Here is a 14,485-nt window from a genome sequence, read left to right as displayed (position 1 = left end):
GATGTCCGTCCTGAAAAACCTGCTGCGCACCCCAGCGGGCGCCATCGGCCTGACGATGCTGACAATCACTGCAGCACTGACTGCCCTCACACCATATATGTCGCCCTATGACCCTTTCGCGCTGGATTTCGCGAATGCCATGCAATCACCTTCCGCGACTCATTGGTTCGGCACCGACAACTTCGGTCGGGACATATTTACCCGAGTCATGGCCGGTGCGGTCTATGATTTACGGCTGGCGCTGATCTGTGTCTTCGGCCCGATGACCATCGGCGTGATGATTGGTCTTGCCGCCGGCTTTTTCGGCGGCAAAATCGATGCAGCTCTGATGCGCCTGACCGATATTGTCTGGGCATTTCCCTTTTATGTATTGGTTCTGGCCATCGTCGGCGTTCTGGGCCCAAGCGAGACGAACCTCTATATCGCCTTCTTTCTCGTCAACTGGATTGGCTATGCCCGCATCGTTCGCGGCGAGACGCTTTTGATCGCACGACTGGAATTCATCGAAGCCACCCGCGTCCTGCGGTTTGGGAAATTGCGGGTGATGCTGCGTCACATCCTGCCGAACGCAATCACTCCTGCGCTGGTGTATTCCATGTCCGATGTGGTGCTGACGGTTCAGGCTGTGGCGGCCATGTCGTTCTTCGGGCTCGGAGTGCAGCCACCGGCACCGGAATGGGGTCTGCTGATCGTCGAGAGCATCGACTACATGCGCGATGCCCCCTGGATGACGATCTTCCCGGGCCTTGCCATCGTCTGGATCGGAATCGCCTTCGCGCTGCTCGGCGAGGGACTATCCACCGCTCTGAAGCCAAAAGGGTGAACCATGAGTCTTCTGAGTATCCGTGATCTCGTCACAGAATTCGAAAGCCCGTCAGGCACCGTTCGTGCGGTGGATGGCGTCAGCTTCGATGTCCAGCCGGGCGAAATTTTCGGAATCGTTGGCGAGTCCGGCTGCGGAAAGTCGGCAACCTGCCGTTCGATACTCCGACTGTTTGGAGGCTCACAGGCCCGGATCTCTGGTGGCCAGATCGTGCTGGAAGGCGCAGGTGATCTGCCCGGACTCAACGAAAGACAACTGGCACAGGTACGCGGGCGGGATGTGGCGTTCATTTTTCAGGATCCGCTGACTGCACTGAACCCGACAATGAAAGTCGGCAAACAGATCACCGAAGTGATCCGTCGCCACCAGAAGATCACTCGTGCAGAAGCACGCATGACGGCGCTGCAGCTCTTAAAGGACGTGCAAGTCACCTCGCCCGAACGGCGGCTGGAAGCCTATCCGCATGAACTATCAGGTGGGCTACGCCAGCGGGTCGTCATCGCCATGGCGCTGGCCTTGCGACCCCAACTTATCGTTGCTGATGAACCAACGACCGCGCTGGATGTAACTGTTCAGGATCAGATCCTGCGCTTACTGAGAGAGCGCCGCGACAAGCTTGGCACATCAATCATCCTGATCACGCATGACCTGGGTGTTGTATCGCAGATCTGCGACCGGATGGCCGTCATGTATGCGGGGCGCGTGGTCGAAACCGGCGCTGTGCGTGAGGTTCTGGATCGCCCTGCGCATCCCTATACCCAGGCGCTGCTGGCAGCCCTGCCTGGCCGGGTCGGGCGGGATCATGCCCTGACTCCAATCGAGGGCGGCCCGCCAAGCCTGGTCAGCCCGCCTCCTGGTTGCCGCTTTGCGCCGCGCTGCAAGCACGCACAAGCCGAGTGCTCGATCGGTGCGCCCCCTCCGCTGCACTCACGAGAAGGATCGTCCGAGGGGCATGTAGATGCCTGCATTCTGACCGAGGTTGCTCATGTCCCAGCTTGATTTTCAGAAGGTTGAGCGCCGGTTCCCGGTCAAGCGCGGCGTTCTCGATTCGCTTGCAGGACGGCCGCAGATTTATCTGCACGCAGTGCGGGGCGTGGATCTGCAAGTCAACTCGGGGGAAATTCTTGGTATCGTCGGTGAAAGCGGATGCGGGAAAAGCACTCTCGCGCGCATCGGCGTCGGGCTTCAGCCAACTGACGGCGGAAGGGTCATGTTCAAAGACTCGCTGCTTTCCGGACCCGATCCGGCCGGTCGACTGCAGATGGTGTTTCAGGACCCGTATTCCTCGCTGAACCCGCGCATGACCATTGGGGCGCAACTGGCGGAAGTCGTCGCCCATTATTTCCCGAAACTGTCACGTGCCGGGCGCACATCACGTGTTGCCGAAATCCTCGAAGAGGTCAGCCTTGCCCCTGAAACAGCGTTGAAATTTCCACATGCCCTTTCAGGTGGTCAGCGCCAGCGCGTATCGATCGCACGCGCGCTGTGCCCGGAACCGGAAATCCTGGTGGCGGATGAACCCGTCTCTGCGCTCGATGCGTCAGTTCAGGCGCAAATCATAAATCTGCTGAAAAAGCTGAATCGCGAGAAAGGACTGACGATCATCTTCATCTCACATGACATGAATGTGGTTCGATATCTCTGCGACCGGGTGGCTGTCATGTATCTGGGCGAGATTGTTGAACTGCAGGACAGTCAAAACCTCTTTGCTGATCCACGCCATCCCTATACCCGGGCGCTGATCGCCGCCGTGCCGGACGTCCGCCAAACACAGCCTCTGGCGGAACCCATAACTGGCGAAGTCCCCGATCCTTTCACTGTCCTGCCTGGGTGTCGTTTTGCGCCCCGCTGTCCGCTTGCGGAGGCCGCCTGTCAGAAGCCTCAACCGATGCTTTCAGACGGCCGGAGCGGAAGTGTCCGCTGCTGGAAGGCAGTTGCCTCCAACTGATCATATTTCCCCATGAAAGCCACCGAGATGTTCTTCAAAACCGACGCGGATTGGTCCGACCGCTGCGAAACCATCGCGACAGAACTGGTTGACCGCTTTGCTGACAAAGGCTTGCGTTCAGACAATTTCGGCTTTGTGGCGTTGCGTGAGAATAATCTTGGCCAACCGCCCGACGGCTTCGCCTACCGCGGCGATTGGCGCTGCTATCCATGCAGTCTGGTGAAAGTCTTTCATCTGGTTCACGCGCTGAATGCGATCGATACTGGTCAGGTTGTGGATGACGACGAGTTGTCCCGTGCCATGCGTGATATGATCCTGTGGTCCTCGAATACCGGCACTAATTACGTCATAGACATCATCACCGAAACCACCGGCGACACGATGCTGTTCGGCGCCGATTTTGACGACTGGCGCGACCGGCGCGAGGGCCTGAATCGCTTTTATACATCAACGCCGTGGCCTGAATTTGGCCCGGACTTCGCCCAATGCAACATCACGCAAAAGTTGATGGATGACATCCGCTACGGGCGTGAAGCACAATACGCGGGGTCGTCGGGTCAATATCTGAACGCTCTGACTCCAATCGCTGGCGCACGCCTCTTTTACGAAATTTTTTCCGGCAATGTCCCGCTATCCGTGCCGGCACGCCAGCGAGCACAAGATATATTATTACGCGACCGGACCAGCGTCGAGGCAGCACTGCCCCATTTCCAGGTGGACAAGTTCCTTGGCGGCGGGGTTCCAGACGAGGCCCGACTCTGGAGCAAAGCCGGACAAAACAGCTGGACCGGCGACGAGCGAGCTTCGTATTACAAGCACGACCTGATCCGGGTGGACCTGCCTGGATCAGCACCAGTCATCCTCTGCCTGATGACTCAGGGGAAGGGAGTTTGCGAAGATCACCCCATGGCCTTCCCCGAGATTGGTCAATTTTTCTGCGATAAACTTATGATTTAATGTCATAATATCTCATGGTTACTTGGCTGCAGACCCATTGATTTCAGGCGTTTGGCATGATTCAGGCTCCGCAAGGAGACCTGATCGATGAGCAATCTTTACTGGCTGAGCGATGCCCAGATGGAACGCCTGAAGCCGTTCTTTCCCAAGAGTCATGGCAAGCCCCGCGTCGATGATCGCCGCGTTCTCAGCGGCATAATCTTCATCAACCGCAATGGGTTGCGGTGGTGTGATGCGCCGAAGGAATATGGGCCCGCCAAGACCCTCTACAACCGTTGGAAGCGCTGGAGTGACAACGGGGTCTTCGCCAGGATCATGGTCGGCCTGGCCGCTGAGAGCGCCGATCACAAGACGATCATGATCGATGCGACCTATCTCAAGGCACACCGCACGGCGTCGAGCCTGTGCGTGAAAAAGGGGGGCGCGCACGCCAGATCGGGCGGACAAAAGGCGGCATGAACACCAAACTGCACGCCGTTGCCGATGCCACGGGGCGGCCGATCGGGTTCTTCATGTCGGCCGGCCAGGTCAGCGACTACACAGGCGCCGCGGCTCTTCTGGGCAGTCTGCCGAAGGCGGGTTGGCTGTTGGCTGACAGGGGCTACGACGCTGATTGGTTCAGAGAAGCGTTGAAAGACAGCGGGATAAAGGTCTGCATCCCCGGTCGAAAGTCCCGCAGGAAGGCCGTCAAATACGACAAGCGGCGCTACAAACGGCGCAACCGCATCGAGATCATGTTCGGCCGTCTGAAGGATTGGCGGCGCGTCGCCACCCGATACGACCGCTGCCCGGAAACCTTCTTCTCCGCGATCATGCTCGCCGCAACCGTCTTGTTCTGGCTGTGAAATTCAATGAGTCTGGACCCGAGGTCGGCCACCGGCTCGACCATGGCACGATGGCGCTGGAACCCTATGCCGGGCTTGCCCATGTCTGGATGCGCACCGACAGTTTCGCCGAAAACGGCGGTGAAACGGCGCTTGCCGGTGCGGAAGGCAAGATGGACACGACCTTCGCCACAATCGGGGTGCGCGCGGCCACGACCATCGAGGCGGCGACCCACAAACTGACCGTCAGTAGCGGCATCGGCTGGCGTCACGCCTTTGGCGACGCGCGCCCGGAGCTGGCGATGGCCTTTGCAGGGGGCACGGGCTTCAACGTGGCGGCGGCGCCGATTGCCCGCAATGCGGCGGTGCTGGATATGGGGGTCGATATGGAACTTGGCCGCAATACCAATCTGAGGCTGGACTATCAGGGCCAGCTTGCCACGGATGCGCGCGAGCATCGGCTGGGCGCCACTCTCGGCATGCAGTTCTGACGCCGTGTCTGAATACCAAGGAGAAAGCAATGGCATCTCGTTACATAACTATCAGAGGGGGCTGCGCCCCCTCCCTCTGGCCGCTTTGCTGGCCGGTCTGTCCGCCCTGCCGGTTTTTGCGACGGAAAAACACGCGCTGGGATTTGATGTCGCCATCAGCCTGTCGTCCAAAGCCGAAGCCGCGCTCAAGTCCACCCATGAGGGGATCTCGTTGTCGGCCACTTATTATGGCGAACCCCATCCCGGTGATGAGAAACACACCAACGCAATGGGGATGGTAGATCTAGGCTCCAGACTCATTGATATTCAAAGCCAGAACAGGACGGTTGCGGCGAGCGCGACGGCGGAGAGGAACACTGTCGGGCATCGGTCATAGCGGGTTGCGATGCGCCGCCAATCCTTGAGGCGCCCGAACATGATCTCGATCCGGTTGCGCCGCTTGTAGCGCCGTTTGTCGTATTTCACGGTCGTCTTTCGCGCTTTGCGGCCAGGGATGCAGGGCTTTATCTCATTGTCTTTCAACGCATCTCTGAACCAATCAGCGTCATACCCGCGGTCTGCGATCAACCAATCAGCCTCTGGCAGGCTCCTGAGCAAGGCCGCCGCGCCAGTGTAGTCGCTGACTTGTCCGGCCGACATGAAGAAGCTGACAGGGCGGCCAATCGCATCTGTGACAGCATGGAGCTTTGTGTTCATGCCGCCCTTGGTTCGTCCGACCAGGCGACCACGCCCCCCTTTTTCACCCGCAGGCTCGAAGCCGTGCGATGCGCCTTCAGGTAAGTGGCATCAATCATGATAGTCTTGGTTTCCGTGCCCTCTGCCGCCAGACCCGCCATGATCCGAGCAAACACACCCATATCGCTCCAGCGCTTCCAGCGGTTGTATAGTGTCTTGTGTGGACCGTATTCTTTGGGCGCATCACACCACCGCAACCCATTGCGATTAATGAAGATTATGCCGCTGAGAACGCGTCGGTCATCAACGCGAGTTTGCCATGGTTCTTGGGAAAGAAGGGTTTCAGACGCTCCATCTGGGCGTCACTCAGCCAGAAAAGGTTGCTCATTGATCAGTCTCCTTGCAGAGCGTGAATCACGCCGCAAGGTTGAAATCAATGGGTCCTGAGCCTACGGGGGTGATAGACCCATGAGGTGGATCATTTCCAGCCCCCGTGATCGCCGTCTGAGTCCGCGACCCAGACTTCCGACAGAAACGCTGTGCCAGTATTTTGGCATCCACCTTGTCGGTCTTCAGCCGTGCATGGCGATGGCCTTCACCTGGAGCGGGCTCTCGATGACGACCCGCGCCACGAAGGCCCCAGAAACCTGACGATGGCTGCGCACCCCATTTTTCCCGGTCCACCGGCCGGCTGGCCTGTCATACATACCGCATACCCTGCTGATTGAAAGGTTTTCCCGGGCACATGGGTTCTCCACCCTCATTCACAGCGCATCCGGAACATGTGGATAACCTCACATACAGGTCTAGCCATATGGCAAACCACGGATAGCTCCCTCGACAGGCAATCCCGCCTGACGAAAGGAAGATCCATGTCACAAAAGCTGATCAGGACGGACCAGGTCGCACGGCTCCGCGCCGCGCTGACCGAGGCGCCCCCGAAGCCCAAGACCGGCTACATGGTCCGCGAGATCGTCGCGGAACTCGCGCCGGCCCTGCTCGAGATGCGCCAGAAAGGATACGATCTCGTCGATATCGCCGCATATTTCGGCCAGCAGGACATCGCTGTCAGTGCCAGTACCCTGGGCTCCTATCTGCGCGATTATGAACGAGAAAAGCAGTTTCCGAAGGGCAAACCCCGGAACGCGCGACGGAAGGCGACACCTCCCCAGGGGAAGGAAGTGATGCAGCCCGATGACAACGGGGATCCGGGATCCGATGCGTTGCTTGCCGCGGCGGCATCGCCAGCCATCCGGGCCTCGCAGGAATGATCATGTCGGATCCGGAGGAACGCTGTTCCAGGCCCCTGCCGCAACGGGGCAGCATGATCAGCATCCGTCTGACGGAACATCAGAAGCGCCGGATTGCAGCAGCGGCGCGCCATGGCGGTCACCCGTCGCTCTCGTCCTATGCGCTGGACAGGCTGACAGGATCTGAGGCAGCCGTGACGGATCGGCAGAAGCGCATCCTGATCGGCCATCTCGCTGGCCATGGCGCAAGATTGACCTCGCTTGCCGTCAGGGCTGTCGACATGCCCCGGGCAGAGATCGTCGCAGAGCTGGAACGCGCAGCAACGGATGTGGTCGGCCTGCAACGCGCGATCATGATGTGATGCCGGGATGATCGCAAAGGTCGTTATCCGGAGAAGAAGCGCGCGCGCCCGGAAGGATCCCTTTCGGGCGCGGGTCGACTACATCTGCCGCAAGGCGAATACAGTGAACGTGGGCAATCTCGCGGGCGGCTGGCAGGATGCAAGCTGGCAAATGACGGTCACAGCCGGACTGGCCCCACGCATCCGCCAGCCGGCCTATCACATCATCCTGTCCTGGCCGGATACGGAATCACCCACGGATCAGGACATGCTGAACGCCGCGAGGATGGTCCTTGCGGAATTGGGCGCCGAGGAACATCAATATATCCTGGCCGTGCATCGTGATCGCCGCAATGGCCACGTCCATATCCTCATCAATCGTGTTCATCCGATCACCGGCGCCGGCCTGTCGACCAGCCATGATTTCGCACGCCTGGAACTTGCCTGCCGCCGGATCGAATGTGACATGGGCTGGGCGGCCGATCGCGGACGTTTCGCCGCAGTGAAAGCAGATGGTTCAGTTCAGTTGGTCCGCAAGCCTGCCAGTCATTGGCAGGAGAGGCGTCGCCAACGCGCCGCCGGCCTGCGGCCCGACGGGCAAGCAGGAACACCGTTCATGGATGTTGTCGCCGCAAGTCACTGCTTGCGCAACGGCGTTATTCGGTGGTCTTGCCGTCGAAGTGTTCATGCGCGGCGTCGGCTTCAGCCTTGGTTGGATGAACGACACCGTCGACGTGCTCGGGAGGGCTGTAGATCGTATAAAGCTTCAGCGGCTCATTCCCGGTGTTTTTGACGTTATGCCGCGCACCGGCCGGTACGATCATGGCCATATCGGCCCTGATCCTGCTCACATTGCCGTCGATCAGGATTTCGCCTTCGCCGTCCTCGACACGGAAGAACTGATCGCCGTCGTCGTGAACCTCTTCGCCGATCTCCTCGCCGGGCTGAAGCGCCATCAGCACGAGCTGCATATTTCTTGCCGTATAAAGAACACGGCGAAAATCCGTGTTTCCTTCGGTCAGTTCCTCGATGTCATCAACAAATCCACGCATGATATGCTCCATTTCATTGGTTTATTGCAAAAATGTTAGCTCGTCGTTGATCTCACTCAAGTCTCCCCATAAGACTTTCGCATATGGTCGTGTCGCCGATGCGACTTTGGTAAGAGTATCCTCAAGCTGTCCTTCCAGCAGCGGCGCGTCCACATCAAAGCATCCGCCAGGGAATCGAGACTTGTCGACCTGTGCATTTACGCACGGAAATCCCTTTGGTTTAGGCGGCAATTCCACCACGGCTCCCCATGTGGTCGCCCGACGAACCAGAACCAAGGCAGCGGCCTGTGCATTCATGCAGGCCTGGCTTGCCGGTTTCACCAATCGCAATGCGGGGTCAAACCCTTAGATCAATGAGGCAGGGGACACCCCTTCCCCACTATCGAAAGGAACCCGATCATGACCCAGAAAACCATCCTTCGCAGCGATGAGCTTTCCTGCCCCTCCTGCGTACACAAGATCGAGAAGGCGCTCAACGCCCTTCCCGGTGTGGCAAAGGCCGAGGTGCGCTTCAACACCGGCAAGATCGAGGTCGAGCACGACCCCGCGCAATCGAGCGTTGAAGCGCTGGTCGAGGCAGTGCGTGGAACCGGCTACGAGGCGCGGCCTGCCGCCTTTTGATCGGCACTCCGCCTTTTTCGCCGCGCCGCGTGCCGGCGCGGCAGGCACGCTTTTCCGACATGGATGAAGATGAAAGGAGCGAGGAGATGAGCAATCTTGTCAGCAGGATCAAGAGCGCTTTCGTGCATCCGGCACGGCGGCGTTTCTGGCTGACGGTCGGCAGCGGCGGGTTGATCGCGGCCGGTCTTCTGGCGCGCTACGGCTTCGGCATGGTCGAGGCATGGACCGCGCTGATGGTCGCGGCCGCATTTCTTGCCGGCTCCGACATCGCGATCCGTGCCTGGCGCTCGCTGCGTGTAAAGCATTTCAGCATCGAATTGCTCGTCACCGTCGCGGCGGTCGGCGCGCTCATTATTGGCGAAGTCTGGGAGTCGGCGGCCGTCACCTTCCTGTTCATGTTCGGCGGCTGGCTGGAGGCGCGCACCATGGGGCAGACCCGTGGCGCGCTGAAGGCATTGCTTGATGCCGCGCCCGCCACCGCGACCGTGCTGCGCGACGGCGATCCCGTCGAGGTGCCGGCGCATATGGTCCAGCTTGGCGAGACCGTGCTGGTCAGGGCCGGTCAACGCATCCCGGTGGATGGTGAAGTAACCGAAGGCACCGCCGCCGTCAGCGAGGCGGCGATTACCGGTGAGCCGATGCCGGCCGAGAAAGCGCCTGGCAGCCACGTCCATGCAGGAACGATCGCCGAGAACGGGTTGCTGCGCATCCGCGCCACCAATGTCGGCGCCGACACCACCCTTGCCCGCATTATCCAGCGCGTCGAGGAAGCGCAGGAGGAAAAGGCCCCGAGCCAGCGCATGATCGAGCGCTTTGCGCAATGGTATACGCCGTCGATCATCGGGCTCGCGGTCGCCGCCTTCGCGGTGACGCAGGACATCCGCCTGGCGCTGACGCTGCTGGTCGTCGGTTGCCCCGGCGCGCTGGTCATCTCGACGCCGGTCTCCATCGTCGCCGGCATCGGCCGGGCGGCGCGCAGCGGCATCCTGATCAAGGGCGGCCAGCATCTGGAAAGTGCGGGCCGCATCGATACGCTGGCGCTCGACAAGACCGGCACGCTGACGGAAGGCAAGCCGCAGCTCGCCTCTATCGTCGCGCTCGGCGGCATTGCCGAGGCCGAGTTGCTGCATCTGGCTGCGACCGCCGAGACCGGATCGACCCATCCGCTCGGCCGTCCGATCGTCGAGGCCGGCCGCAAGCAGGGGCCGCTTTCCACGCTCGAATCGCTGGAGGAACATGCCGGCATGGGCCTGAGCGCCCGCATCGTCGGCCGCATCATAGCCGCCGGCAACCGGCGCCTCATGGACACGCTCGGCATTGCGCTGGGCCAGGAGGGCGAAGCCGCTCTGGACCGTCTGCTGTCCAATGGCCAGACGCCGATCCTGGTGGCGCGTGACGGGCAGTTGATCGGGATGCTGGGCATGTCCGACATGGCCCGTGAAGGCGCGGCGGAAGCCATCACCCGGCTGCGTAACATCGGCATAGGCCGTGTGGTCATGCTGACCGGCGACCAGCATGGCGCAGCCGAAGCCATCGCCCGCGAGGTCGGTATCGACGAGGTCCATGCCGGGCTGATGCCCGAGGACAAGCTGGAACTGATCCGGAAGATGAAGGCGGATGGCGCGCATGTCGCCATGGTCGGCGACGGCATCAACGATGCCCCCGCTCTTGCCGCCGCCGACACCTCGATCGCCATGGGCGCCGCCGGCAGCGACGTCGCCATCGAGACCGCCGACATCGCGCTCCTGAAAGACGATCTCGGCAAGATCCCCGAGGCGATGGCGATCTCGCGCGCAACGCTGGGCAATATGCGCCAGAACCTCGTCATCGCACTGGTGACGGTGGCCGGACTGCTGGCGGGCGTGTTCTCCGGCAATGTCCATATGGCCGGCGGCATGCTGGTCCACCAACTTTCGGTGCTGATCGTCATCGCCAACGGCATGCGCCTTCTGCGCATGCCGAAGACGACCGCACCCGGCGGGAGGGCCTCAAAGGTCGCCACCGCCCGGCCCGCAACTGTGGCCGCGCGAGGCTGAAGCCTCCTCGCAGACCCCGCAGCGATGCGTAGTCTGTTGTTTTTGCGACGTCAACCCTGTCTCATCGCTCGCATTTGTCGGAAAGGATCGACATGAATGCCAGGACCGCCCCATGGAACGACGTTTTCGACTTCTGGTTTCCCGAAGGCCGCTCCTCACAGATAAAGGCTGAAACTCACCGCGATCACTGGTCGTGGCGGCTGCACGGCGGAGCGGATGACATGATCGTCGAGCGCTTCGCCGACCTCACGAGAAGCGCAGCTTCAGGCGATCTCGACGACTGGACCAGCGACCCCGAAGGCAGGCTGGCGCTAATCATCGTGCTCGACCAGTTCTCGCGCTCGCTCTGGCGCAACACACAGCGCGCATTCGCGCAGGACCCTGCCGCGCTGTCGCTGGCGATGGAGGGGTTTTCGAACGGCCACTACGCATCGCTGGACATGCCCTGGTTCAGAATCGTCTACAGTCAGCCCCTTGGCCATTGCGAAGGCCCGGATCACCTCGCGCGCATCGACCTGCTCATCAGGCTTCGCGAAGAGATAGCGGCGGAAGCGTCCGCTTCCCTTCAACCGATATACCAGTCGCTGGTGGATCAGGCTGGCGACGTACGCAAGGTCATCGCCGCTTTCGACCGTCATCCGCACCGCAATAACGTCCTCGGCCGAGAATCGACGCCGGCGGAAGAAGCTTACATCGCCGGAAGGGATTTCCCGCACGAAAGGGCGTTTCAGGCGTGACGCCTGGAGGCGAAGCGCATCGCGGGTTGATGCTTTCGTCGGCTGCTCGGGTAGATTACGGTTGTTGCGTATTCATATTCTCTGGAAGGAAAAAACATGGCTGACATCTGGCTTCCCTCACTCAAGACAGCGACCCCGCAGGAGGGGTTCGACCTTGCCACCAAAATGGCGCGGGTCGGCGTCAAGGTCACCCAACCGTCCGCAGAAATTCGCGACAAGCTGCGCGCGGCCTACGATCAGGACACCGCGCAACTGATCGCCTCCTCACAGGTGATCGCCATCCATTTCCAGACGTTGGCGGCCGCCAACAATTACTGGCGCGACTGACGCCCTCGCCTACGACTGACGCCAGGGCGTCAGTCGCGTCAGCGTTTCAGTCACAGTTTCAGACCCCGCAACCGCAGCGCGTTGGCGATGACGCTGACCGACGACAGCGACATGGCGGCTGCTGCGATGATCGGTGACAGGAGCAGGCCGAAAGAAGGGTAGAGCACGCCTGCGGCAACCGGGATGCCGGCGGCATTGTAGATGAAGGCGAAGAACAGGTTCTGGCGGATGTTCGCCATCGTCGCCTCGGATAACCGCCGCGCCTTGACGATCCCCATCAGATCGCCCTTGAGCAGGGTGACGCCGGCGCTTTCGATGGCGACATCGGTGCCCGAGCCCATGGCGATCCCGACATCGGCGGCGGCAAGCGCGGGCGCGTCGTTGACGCCGTCGCCCGCCATCGCCACCACCCGGCCTTCTGCCTTGAGCCGGCTTATGACCGCGCTCTTTGCGTCCGGCAGCACGTCCGCTTCAACCTCATCGATGCCGAGTTGCCGCGCGACGGCTTCGGCCGTGGTTTTATTGTCGCCGGTCAGCATGACGATGCGGATGCCCTCGCCATGCAGCGCGTTCAGCGCCTCCTGCGTCGTCGCCTTGACCGGATCGGCGATGGCGAAGATGCCGCCGGCCCTGCCATCGATCCCGATATAGATCGCGGTGGCGCCATCATGACGCAACGCATCTGCCTGGCCGGACAATTCCGCGACGTCGACGTCGTGTTCCTTGAGGAACACCGCATTGCCGACCACGATCGCCTTGCCTTCGACGCTGCCGAGCGCGCCCTTGCCAAGCGGAGAGTCGAAATCCACTACGGGCGGGATGGCGATGCCCTTCTTCTCCGCCGCCTCCACGATCGCCAATGCCAGCGGATGTTCCGACGCCTTCTCGACACCGGCGGCAAGCCGCAGGATTTCCGTTTCGTCGAAGCCGGCCGCCGCAACGACCGCCGTCACCGACGGCTTGCCCTCGGTGAGCGTGCCGGTCTTGTCGACCACCAGCGTGTCGACCTTTTCCATATGCTCGAGCGCCTCGGCGTTCTTGATCAGGACGCCGGCACTAGCGCCCTTGCCGACGCCAACCATGATCGACATTGGCGTCGCCAGCCCAAGTGCGCAGGGACACGCGATGATCAGCACCGAAACGGCCACGACCAGCCCATAGGCAAAGCGCGGCTCCGGCCCCCAGATGCCCCAGACAATGAAGGCGAGAATTGCGATGACGATGACCAGCGGTACGAACCAGCCCGAGACGTGGTCGGCCATGCGCTGGATCGGCGCACGCGAACGCTGCGCATCGGCGACCATCTGGACGATCCGCGACAGCATCGTATCGCGGCCGACCTTTTCCGCACGGATCACCAGCGCCCCGGTCTGGTTCAGCGTACCGCCGATGACCTGATCGCCCACAGTGCGGGTGACAGGCATGGATTCGCCGGTAACCATCGCCTCGTCGAGCGATGAGCGTCCGTCCTCCACCACGCCATCGACCGGCACGGTCTCGCCGGGCCGCACGCGCAGCCTGTCGCCGAGAATAACGTGCTCGACCGGCACGTCTTCCTCTGTGCCGTCATCGCCGATGCGCCGCGCCGTCTTCGGCGCCAGATCAAGCAGCGCCCTGATCGCGCCCGAGGTCTGTTCGCGGGCGCGCAGTTCCAGCACTTGGCCAAGCAGCACCAGAACGGTGATGACCGCCGCCGCCTCGAAATAGACCGCGACCGTGCCATCTTCCGCGCGGAAAGCGGCGGGGAAAATTCCCGGCGCAAGGGCGGCGACGATGCTGTAGGCCCAGGCGACGCCGGTGCCCATGGCGATCAAAGTGAACATGTTGAGGCTGCGATTGATCAGCGAGGCCCAGGCGCGCTCGAAAAACGGCCATCCGCACCACAAAACCACCGGCGTCGCCAGAACGAGCTGAATCCAGATCGATATCCGCATTGGCACCAGATGGTGCAGGGCCGGGAAAAGATGACCGCCCATTTCGAGCACGAAGACCGGAGCGGCGAGAACCAGCCCGATCCAGAAACGCCGTGTCATGTCGGCGAGTTCGGGGCTGGGGCCGCTGTCGGCCGTCACCACCAGCGGCTCCAGCGCCATGCCGCAGATCGGGCAGCTTCCCGGCCCGTCCTGCCGGATCTCGGGATGCATCGGGCAGGTCCAGATCGCGCCCTCGGGCGCTTCCGGTATGGGCGACGCTTCCCCTGCAAGATATCGCGCCGGGTCCGCCTCGAATTTCGCATTGCAGGACGCCGAGCAGAAATAGTGAGTGTGGCCCCCATGGGTCAGGCGATGTTCTGCGGTTTGCGGGTCGACCTCCATCCCGCAGACCGGGTCCGTCACAAGATGCGCATGACCCGAATGGTCATGATCATTCGAATGGTGCCGATGCTCATCGTGTCCGTTCATT

General features: G+C 61.5%; 15 protein-coding genes and 2 pseudogenes. 13 read left to right on the top strand and 4 right to left on the bottom strand.

Going from position 1 to position 14,485, the window contains the following annotated elements; all coding sequences use genetic code 11:
* The first annotated feature begins 1 nt into the window (after window position 1).
* From JHW40_RS12870 to JHW40_RS12845, 6 genes are all read left to right on the top strand, one after another.
* Window positions 2-823, top strand: coding sequence for an ABC transporter permease (locus JHW40_RS12870; RefSeq protein WP_090615693.1), 822 nt, complete (start codon window positions 2-4; stop codon window positions 821-823).
* Between the two features lie 3 nt (window positions 824-826).
* On the top strand, window positions 827-1,822 hold the full coding sequence (locus tag JHW40_RS12865; RefSeq protein WP_090615689.1) for an ABC transporter ATP-binding protein: 996 nt from the start codon (window positions 827-829) through the stop codon (window positions 1,820-1,822).
* Window positions 1,809-2,771: an ABC transporter ATP-binding protein gene (locus tag JHW40_RS12860; RefSeq protein ID WP_090615685.1), complete on the top strand. Its 963-nt coding sequence runs from the start codon at window positions 1,809-1,811 to the stop codon at window positions 2,769-2,771. Before JHW40_RS12865 ends, JHW40_RS12860 begins: the two co-directional genes overlap by 14 nt.
* A 12-nt stretch (window positions 2,772-2,783) precedes the next feature.
* Window positions 2,784-3,728 (top strand): serine hydrolase, encoded by a 945-nt coding sequence (locus JHW40_RS12855; RefSeq protein WP_244519308.1) that lies wholly within the window; start codon window positions 2,784-2,786, stop codon window positions 3,726-3,728.
* Window positions 3,729-3,815: 87 nt separating this feature from the next.
* A protein-coding gene (locus JHW40_RS12850) for an IS5 family transposase (protein ID WP_090615681.1) occupies window positions 3,816-4,573 on the top strand; the annotation gives its coding sequence in 2 pieces (ribosomal slippage) (window positions 3,816-4,140 and window positions 4,140-4,573; 759 coding nt in all).
* Entirely contained in the window at window positions 4,570-5,043 is a 474-nt protein-coding gene (locus JHW40_RS12845) for an autotransporter outer membrane beta-barrel domain-containing protein (RefSeq protein ID WP_090615677.1), read from the top strand. The genes JHW40_RS12850 and JHW40_RS12845 overlap by 4 nt, the downstream gene beginning before the upstream one ends.
* A 306-nt stretch (window positions 5,044-5,349) precedes the next feature.
* Here the strand turns inward: JHW40_RS12845 and JHW40_RS12840 are convergent.
* Window positions 5,350-6,106 (bottom strand): annotated as a pseudogene (locus tag JHW40_RS12840) (IS5 family transposase).
* A 484-nt stretch (window positions 6,107-6,590) separates the two neighbouring features.
* On the opposite strand from JHW40_RS12840, the gene JHW40_RS12835 reads away from it, so the two are divergent.
* The 3 genes and pseudogenes from JHW40_RS12835 to JHW40_RS24210 form a co-directional block, all read left to right on the top strand.
* A complete protein-coding gene (locus tag JHW40_RS12835) occupies window positions 6,591-6,989 on the top strand; it encodes a hypothetical protein (protein WP_090615669.1) in 399 nt (132 codons plus the stop codon).
* Window positions 6,990-6,991: 2 nt separating this feature from the next.
* Window positions 6,992-7,330: a hypothetical protein gene (locus JHW40_RS12830; protein WP_139208221.1), complete on the top strand. Its 339-nt coding sequence runs from the start codon at window positions 6,992-6,994 to the stop codon at window positions 7,328-7,330.
* A 7-nt stretch (window positions 7,331-7,337) separates the two neighbouring features.
* A pseudogene (locus tag JHW40_RS24210) lies at window positions 7,338-7,724 on the top strand (relaxase/mobilization nuclease domain-containing protein); the annotation flags it as partial.
* A 241-nt stretch (window positions 7,725-7,965) separates the two neighbouring features.
* On the opposite strand, the gene JHW40_RS12820 reads toward JHW40_RS24210, so the two are convergent.
* A complete protein-coding gene (locus tag JHW40_RS12820; RefSeq protein ID WP_024845350.1) occupies window positions 7,966-8,361 on the bottom strand; it encodes a cupin domain-containing protein in 396 nt (131 codons plus the stop codon).
* A gap of 21 nt (window positions 8,362-8,382) precedes the next feature.
* On the bottom strand, window positions 8,383-8,658 hold the full coding sequence (locus JHW40_RS12815) for a hypothetical protein (protein ID WP_139208220.1): 276 nt from the start codon (window positions 8,656-8,658) through the stop codon (window positions 8,383-8,385).
* Window positions 8,659-8,760: 102 nt separating this feature from the next.
* Between JHW40_RS12815 and JHW40_RS12810 the strand changes: the two genes are divergently transcribed.
* The 4 genes from JHW40_RS12810 to JHW40_RS12795 all read left to right on the top strand — a co-directional run bounded on the left by JHW40_RS12810 (window position 8,761) and on the right by JHW40_RS12795 (window position 12,082).
* Window positions 8,761-8,982, top strand: coding sequence for a heavy-metal-associated domain-containing protein (locus tag JHW40_RS12810; protein ID WP_090615656.1), 222 nt, complete (start codon window positions 8,761-8,763; stop codon window positions 8,980-8,982).
* An 86-nt stretch (window positions 8,983-9,068) separates the two neighbouring features.
* Window positions 9,069-11,018, top strand: a complete 1,950-nt coding sequence (locus tag JHW40_RS12805; RefSeq protein WP_211657371.1) for a heavy metal translocating P-type ATPase — start codon at window positions 9,069-9,071, stop codon at window positions 11,016-11,018.
* Window positions 11,019-11,110: 92 nt separating this feature from the next.
* Complete coding sequence (locus JHW40_RS12800; RefSeq protein ID WP_009450581.1) at window positions 11,111-11,755, top strand: DUF924 family protein; 645 nt, start codon at window positions 11,111-11,113, stop codon at window positions 11,753-11,755.
* Window positions 11,756-11,851: 96 nt separating this feature from the next.
* Entirely contained in the window at window positions 11,852-12,082 is a 231-nt protein-coding gene (locus tag JHW40_RS12795; RefSeq protein WP_090615647.1) for a hexameric tyrosine-coordinated heme protein, read from the top strand.
* A gap of 50 nt (window positions 12,083-12,132) precedes the next feature.
* Here JHW40_RS12795 and JHW40_RS12790 read toward each other — a convergent pair whose 3' ends face one another.
* A complete protein-coding gene (locus tag JHW40_RS12790) occupies window positions 12,133-14,484 on the bottom strand; it encodes a heavy metal translocating P-type ATPase (RefSeq protein WP_090615642.1) in 2,352 nt (783 codons plus the stop codon).
* Window position 14,485: the final 1 nt, after the last annotated feature.

It is taken from the genome of Paracoccus alcaliphilus (genome assembly GCF_028553725.1).
Classification (GTDB): domain Bacteria; phylum Pseudomonadota; class Alphaproteobacteria; order Rhodobacterales; family Rhodobacteraceae; genus Paracoccus; species Paracoccus alcaliphilus.
This window is presented reverse-complemented; position numbering and strand designations above follow the sequence as displayed.